The organism is Halogeometricum sp. CBA1124 (assembly GCF_009741955.1).
GTDB lineage: Archaea > Halobacteriota > Halobacteria > Halobacteriales > Haloferacaceae > Halogeometricum > Halogeometricum rufum.
This window is the reverse complement of the sequence record NZ_WPCD01000238.1, coordinates 1-5,105: the sequence shown is the minus strand read 5'-3', so window position 1 is coordinate 5,105 and position 5,105 is coordinate 1. Positions and strand designations below refer to the sequence as shown.

Annotated in this window: 5 protein-coding genes and 1 pseudogene; 4 read left to right on the top strand and 2 right to left on the bottom strand. The window is 68.4% G+C overall.

Features of this window, described 5'->3' with window-relative positions; all coding sequences use genetic code 11:
- Window positions 1–307: 307 nt before the first annotated feature.
- From pyrB to GJ632_RS19260, 3 genes and pseudogenes are all read left to right on the top strand, one after another.
- Window positions 308–1,219 (top strand): annotated as a pseudogene (pyrB, locus tag GJ632_RS19270) (aspartate carbamoyltransferase).
- Complete coding sequence (gene pyrI / locus GJ632_RS19265; RefSeq protein WP_089806723.1) at window positions 1,216–1,680, top strand: aspartate carbamoyltransferase regulatory subunit; 465 nt, start codon at window positions 1,216–1,218, stop codon at window positions 1,678–1,680. The pseudogene pyrB and the gene pyrI overlap by 4 nt, the downstream one beginning before the upstream one ends.
- A 405-nt stretch (window positions 1,681–2,085) precedes the next feature.
- A complete protein-coding gene (locus GJ632_RS19260) occupies window positions 2,086–2,961 on the top strand; it encodes a hypothetical protein (protein ID WP_191453779.1) in 876 nt (291 codons plus the stop codon).
- 266 nt (window positions 2,962–3,227) lie between these two features.
- Here GJ632_RS19260 and GJ632_RS19255 read toward each other — a convergent pair whose 3' ends face one another.
- Complete coding sequence (locus tag GJ632_RS19255; RefSeq protein ID WP_191453778.1) at window positions 3,228–3,950, bottom strand: ThuA domain-containing protein; 723 nt, start codon at window positions 3,948–3,950, stop codon at window positions 3,228–3,230.
- 138 nt (window positions 3,951–4,088) lie between these two features.
- On the opposite strand from GJ632_RS19255, the gene GJ632_RS19250 reads away from it, so the two are divergent.
- Entirely contained in the window at window positions 4,089–4,487 is a 399-nt protein-coding gene (locus GJ632_RS19250) for a hypothetical protein (protein WP_191453777.1), read from the top strand.
- Here the strand turns inward: GJ632_RS19250 and GJ632_RS19245 are convergent.
- On the bottom strand, window positions 4,488–5,105 hold a 618-nt coding region (locus GJ632_RS19245; protein ID WP_191453776.1), incomplete at its 5' end, for an enoyl-CoA hydratase/isomerase family protein.

The following is a 5,105-nucleotide window of genomic DNA, read 5'->3' as shown; positions in this document are numbered from 1 at the left end:
CGCCCACGACGGCGGCGGCGACGACGACGCGAAGTCCGCGCTGGTCGCCGAGGAACGCGAACCCAGACGGTTCTACGGGTTCTGGACGTACGACCCCGCCACCGTCGACTACGTGTTCGACCACGTGAACGACGCGTACCGCGGCGGGTCGGAGACGCGGCGGACGGCGGGTGGCTGACCCGAGTCGGTTCGCGGCGGACGGCCCGACGAGTCGGCGTCGTCGCGAGCGGGAATCCACGGACGTGCATATTTCACCCACGATTCGAAGCCGAGTGATTCAAGTCGGTCCACGACCCGCTATCCGACGATGCGTCAGGACCACCTCATCTCCGCGACTCAACTGTCGCGGGACGACGTCGAGGCGGTGCTCGACCGCGCGGCGGACATCGACGCCGACCCGGCGGCGTGGCGGCAGCGACACGCCGGAACGGTACTCGGGCTGTGCTTTTTCGAACCCAGCACCCGCACGCGGATGAGCTTCGACACCGCGATGAAGCGGTTGGGCGGCAGAACCGTCGACATGGGACCGGTCGACTCCACGTCGGTGAAGAAGGGCGAGAGCCTCGCCGACACCGTTCGCGTCGTCGAGGGCTACGCGGACGCATCGTCCTCCGGCACCCCCTAGAGGGCGCGGCGAAGATGGCCGCCGAGTTCGTCGACGTGCCCGTCATCAACGCGGGCGACGGCGCCGGCCAACACCCCACCCAGACGCTCTTGGACCTGTACACGATTCGGGAGAACGCCGGACTGGACGACCTCACCATCGGCGTCATGGGCGACCTGAAGTACGGCCGGACGGTCCACTCGCTGGCCGAGGCGTTGACCAACTTCGACGTCCGCCAGCACTTCATCAGCCCCGAGAGCCTGCAACTCCCCCGCAGCGTCCGCTACGACCTCCACGCGCGGCGCGCAGGTCCGCGAACACACCGAGTTGGCGGAGGTGCTCCCGGAACTCGACGTACTCTACGTGACGCGCATCCAGCGCGAACGCTTCCCCGACGAGAACGAGTACCGGAAAGTCGCCGGGCAGTACCAGATAGACGCCGACGACCTCGCGGCCGCCAAGGAGTCGCTGACGGTGATGCACCCGCTCCCCCGCGTGGACGAAATCGCCCCCGAGGTGGACGAGACGGCCCACGCCAAGTACTTCGAACAGGCACACAACGCCGTCCCGGTGCGGATGGCGCTGCTCGACATGTTGCTGGAGGGTCACCGATGAGCGAGAAAGAACTCCGCGTCTCGAAGATTCGCGACGGCACCGTCATCGACCACCTCACCGCGGGACAGGCGCTGAACGTCCTCGCCATCCTCGGCATCGACGGCTCCGGCGGCGAGGCCGTCTCCATCGGGATGAACGTGCCGTCGGACCGCCTCGCCCGCAAGGACATCGTGAAGGTCGAGGGGCGAGAACTGAGTCAGTCCGAGGTGGACGTCCTCTCGGTCATCTCTCCGGAGGCGACCATCAACATCGTCCGCGACTACGAAGTCGTCGACAAGAAGCGCGTCGAACGCCCCGAGGAGGTGACGGGCGTCCTCTCCTGTCCGAACCGCAACTGCATCACGAACGCCGACGAACCGGTCGTCTCCCGGTTCGAGGTGCTCTCGGACGGCCTCCGCTGCGGCTACTGCGGCAGCATCGTCCGCGAGGACGAGGTGGCCGCGAACCTCGACGTGAACTGACCCCGCGCGCGTCCGCGTTGGGTGGTTCCCCCGGTGCAGAGTCGGAGCGACCCGCGCTCGGCCGATTCGGACGCAGAGACGACAACATCGTTCGCTGGCCGGAACGTCAGTTTCGATGTCCGCTTCACGTTCCCGTCCGTCGGAACGAGGGGAAATCACTTTGTACCGAACCGACGTACGGTAGTGTATGTCCGGAAAAGCAAAACTGCTCTTCGTACTCGCACTGGTCGCCGTCGTCTACGTCCTCGTCTCCGGCGGGTCCGAACCCGTCGAAGTCGAAGTCGAGGAGTGAGCCGTCGGCACAGACGAACCGCCCGCGAACCACCTCCGTTTCTTTCGACGCCGCGCCCGCAGTGACGACGCCCGAACGAACGACTCATGCCGTTCGCTCGGCAACGTCGGTGCATGTACGGCGTCGTCACGCGAAACCCCGACGAGGTGGAGTGGCCCGACTTCGACCGGGCGTTCTACGAGGTCAAAGACGTCACCGGCCGGGCGGCCGAACCGCTCCCGGAGGCGGTGAACATGGTGTCGTGCTTCGGCGACACCGCCGCCGCGAACAGCAACCCCGAACTCGTCCCGGTGGACGGCGAGGGCGAACGCGCCACGCGCGACCAGCGTTACTTCGACTGGGCGTACATCTGCCCGACGAACGAGGACTACCGGTCGGGCCTCCTCGAAATCGTCGCGGACTGCGCCGCCGAGAACCCCGACGTGCGACTGGACGACGTGGGCTTCCCCCGCGACGGCTACTGTCGCTGCGACCGGTGCGAACGCCTGTTCGCCGAGTGGGCCGACGCCGAGGGACGGGACGGCGACGACGACGACTGGTACGAGTGGCGCGCCGAGGTGATAACCGAGTTCGTCGCGGAGGCGGCCGACCGCATCCCCGGCCGGACGTACCTGACGCTGTACCCCGACCCGTATCCGGGGCATCTCTACCGCCGCGCCGGACTCGATATCGAGGCTCTCGCCGAGTACGTCGACGAGTTCGTCGTCCCCCTCTACGATATCCACTACGGAACGACGTACTGGCTGGAGACCATCGCCAAGGGGTTCCGGTCGCTGCTCGACCCCCTCGACGTGCCGTTCGCCATCGAACTGTACGCCGTCGACGCGGAGATGGAACTGGACGACCTCATCCACGCGACGGAGGTAGCCGAGTCCTACGCGGAGAACGTCTTCTTCGGCTACGACGCCTCGAACGCCGCCGCCGCACTCCGGCGGAAGCGCGCGGACCAGCAAGACGGCGTCACGCACCGCCCCGACGACGACGAGTGAGGGTTCGGTCGGCCGCGAGAGCCGAGTGCGCGTCCGTTTCGACGGTCCGTGTGCGTCGGTCCGTTCTCAGATGACGCCCGCGAGGAACGCGACGACGACGACGCCGGCGACGAAGACGAGGAAGGCGAAGACGAACAACCCGAAGATGAGTCGCCGTTGCCCACCGGTCGGTTCTGCCATGGTCGCACCGTAGGACCGGACGGATAAATACTGACTGCGACGCGGGGTCGCGACCCCGCGGCGTCGGTCGGTCAGCGGGGACGCGGCTACAGTTCTTCGAGTGGGCCGGCGTTGCCGTAGAACGGGTCCGGCCCGTCCGTCGGCGCGGCCCACTCGGCGGCGTTCGCCAACACGTCGCGGATGTCGTCGCGGTAGTAGATGGGGTACGTCTCGTGACCCGGGCGGAAGTAGAACACCCTGCCCGACCCGCGGTTGTAACAGCACCCCGACCGGAACACTTCGCCGCCCTCGAACCAACTGGTGAAGACGAGTTCGTCCGGCGCGGGCACGTCGAACCGTTCGCCGTACATCTCCGCCTCGGGAATCTCGATCTGTTCGGGGAGGCCGTCGGCGATGGGGTGGCCCGGTTCGATGACCCACAGACGCTCGCGTTCGTCGGCCTCGCGCCACTTCAGCGCACAGGAGGTACCCATGAGCGACTTGAACGGCTTCGAGTAGTGCGCCGAGTGGAGGACGAGCAGTCCCATCCCGTCGCGGACGCGTTCGACCACGCGTTCGACGACGTGGTCGGCCACCTCGTCGTGCGCGCGGTGGCCCCACCACGTCAGCACGTCCGTCTCGTCGAGGACGCCCTCGGTCAGGCCGTGTTCGGGGTCGTCCAGCGTGGCCGTTCGCGTCTCGAACCCGCGTTCCTCGAAGCCCGCGGCGATGGCCTCGTGGATGCCGTCGGGGTACACCTCGGCCACCGCCTCGCTGTCGCGTTCGTGTCGGTACTCGTTCCAGACTGTGACGGAGAGGTCCGCGCTCATGTCTCGTCGGACTCGGGGACCGGTCAAGTAGCCTCCGTTCCCGCGGCTTCGTCACCGTCGCCGCGCCCGCGACCCGCCCCGGCGTCGGCGACGCGCGACCGGCGCATCGTTCAAACCGTTCGGCTCCTAACGGCGGTCGTGAACCGTTCAGACCCGCCGGACGCCGTCCTCCATCCCGAGGACCGCGAGCGAGACGAATCGGGACCGTGGCGCGCGCTCTTCCTGACCGGCGCGCTCGCGTGGACGCTCCTCGCCGTCCTCGACTGGCGCGCCCTCCAGTCGGGGACGTTCCTCTGGGCGACGGTCCGGTCGGCGTACACGCTGCTTCTGGCACCGCTGTCGGCGGCCGCACTGCTGCAGGACACCCGCGCCCTCGCCGCCGCCGGGGTCGAGTTCGGCCGCGCCAAGTGGGTCTACGCGGCCGTCGCGCTCTTCTTTCCGCCCGTCTGCGTCGCCTACCTCTTGCACCGTCGCCGGCGCGTTCGCTCGCTCGGCGGCCGCGACGACGGACCGCCGGCCGGCGACGACACCGGCTGACTACCGGCCGCCGAACTCCGGGTCGCGGCGTTCGAGGAAGGCGTCGACGCCCTCCTCGTGGTCGGCCGTCTCGAACATCGCGCCCTGCGCGGCCGCCTCGTGTTCGATGGCGGTGTCGAGCGACACCTCGAACCCGCGTCGCATGAGCCGCTTCGACGTTCTGAGGGCCGCCGTCGGTCCGCCCGCTATCTCGCCGACGAACGACTCGAAGTCGGCCTCGAAGTCGTCCTCGAAGACGCGGTTGGCCAGCCCCAACTCCGCGGCCCGTTCGGCGTCCAGAATCTCGCCGGTGTAGACGAGTTCCTTCGCCACGCCCGCGCCGACTTCGCGGGGCAGGAGGTACGAGACGCCGGAGTCGACGGCCAGTCCGAGTTGCTCGAAGTTGAAGCCGATTCGGCCCTCCCCCGAGAAGACGCGCACGTCGCAGGCGAGAGCGAGGGCGCCGCCCGCGCCGACGGCCGGGCCGTCTATCTTCGCCACCGTCGGGTACTCGCAGTCGTAGACGCGCTTGACGACGCCGGCGGTGTCGTCGATGACGTGTCGAACCGCCTCGTCGGTCGTCCACTCGTCGGCGCGGAGTTGGAGCATCGCGTTCACGTCGCCGCCGGCGCAGAACGC

Excerpts from the sequence above, each read along its gene's own strand:
- GJ632_RS19255 (WP_191453778.1), bottom strand. The coding sequence starts at position 3,950 with ATGAGCGCGGACCTCTCCGTCACAGTCTGGAACGAGTACCGACACGAA.
- GJ632_RS19260 (WP_191453779.1), top strand. The coding sequence starts at position 2,086 with ATGTACGGCGTCGTCACGCGAAACCCCGACGAGGTGGAGTGGCCCGAC.
- pyrI (WP_089806723.1), top strand. The coding sequence starts at position 1,216 with ATGAGCGAGAAAGAACTCCGCGTCTCGAAGATTCGCGACGGCACCGTC.